Source organism: Frigidibacter albus, assembly GCF_009908165.1.
GTDB classification, from domain to species: domain Bacteria; phylum Pseudomonadota; class Alphaproteobacteria; order Rhodobacterales; family Rhodobacteraceae; genus Frigidibacter; species Frigidibacter albus.
The window spans coordinates 1-1,459 of sequence record NZ_JAAAUC010000038.1 but is presented as its reverse complement, the minus strand read 5'-3'; the positions used below and the strand labels follow the sequence as shown (position 1 = coordinate 1,459).

General features: G+C 72.2%; 1 protein-coding gene. It reads left to right on the top strand.

Features of this window, described 5'->3' with window-relative positions:
- Window positions 1-1,459, top strand: a 1,459-nt coding sequence (locus GVY41_RS20045) for an aldehyde dehydrogenase (NADP(+)) (RefSeq protein ID WP_161348738.1), incomplete at both ends; no start/stop codon positions are given.

Genomic DNA, 1,459 nt, shown 5'->3' with positions numbered 1-1,459 from the left:
GCCGGCGCGGCGACCTTCCGGTCGGAGCCGGCCTCCGGCCCGGCGCATGACTTTGCCGTCGGCACGCCGGATCTGGTCGATCAGGCCTGCGAGGCGGCGGCTGCGGCCTTCCCGGCCTATGCCGCCACCTCCCGCGCCGACCGCGCGAAATTCCTGGGTGCCATCGCCGATGAGATCGAGGCCCGCGCCGCCGCCGTCACCCAGATCGGCACCGAGGAGACCGGCCTGCCCGAGGCGCGGCTGAACGGCGAGCGTGGCCGCACCACCGGCCAGCTGCGGCTGTTCGCGGAACACATCCTCAAGGGCGATTACCTCGACCGCCGGCATGACAAGGCGCTGCCGGACCGCACCCCGCCGCGGCCCGAGCTCAGGATGATCCAGCGGCCCATCGGCCCGGTCGCGGTCTTCGGCGCCTCCAACTTCCCGCTGGCCTTCTCGACCGCGGGCGGCGACACCGCAGCGGCGCTCGCCGCCGGCTGCCCGGTGGTGGTGAAGGGCCATTCGGCCCATCCCGGCACCGGCGAGATCGTGGCCGAGGCGGTGCTCGCCGCCATCGAATCCTGCGGCATGCCCAAGGGCGTCTTCAGCCTGATCCAGGGCGGCAAGCGCGACGTGGGCACCTCGCTGGTCCAGCATCCGCAGATCCGGGCGGTGGGCTTCACCGGCAGCCTCGGCGGCGGGCGGGCGCTCTTCGACCTCTGCGCGCAGCGGCCCGAGCCGATCCCGTTCTTCGGCGAGCTTGGCAGCGTCAACCCGATGTTCATCCTGCCCGAGGCGGCGAAAGCCCGCGGCGCCGCCATCGGCGCCGGCTGGGCCGGGTCGCTGACCATGGGCGCGGGCCAGTTCTGCACCAATCCCGGCATCGCGGTCGTGGAAACCGGCCCCGCTGGCGATGCCTTCGTCAAGGCCGCCGCCGAGGCGCTGGAAAAGGTCGCGCCGCAGGTGATGCTCACGGACGGCATCGCCAAGGCCTACCAGGACGGCAAATCCCGCTTCGACGGCCGCAACGCCGTGCAGCCGGTGCTGGCCACCAGCAGCGAGGGCCGCACCGCCGCCCCGAACCTCTATGAGACCGACGCCGCCAGCTACCTGCAGGACCATGCGCTTGGCGAAGAGGTCTTCGGCCCCCTCGGCCTCGTGGTTCGCGTCAGCGGCGCGGAGGAGATGGAGACGCTGGCCAAGGGCTTCGAGGGCCAGCTGACCGCCACCATCCACATGGATGACGGCGATATCGACCTCGCCCGCCGCCTGCTGCCGGTGCTGGAGCAAAAGGCCGGCCGCGTGCTGGCCAACGGCTTCCCGACCGGCGTGGAAGTCGCCGATGCGATGGTCCATGGCGGCCCCTATCCCGCCAGCACCAACTTCGGCGCCACCAGCGTCGGCACCCTCTCCATCCGCCGCTTCATGCGCCCGGTCTGCTTCCAGAACCTGCCCGACGCGCTGCTGCCGGAAGACGTGC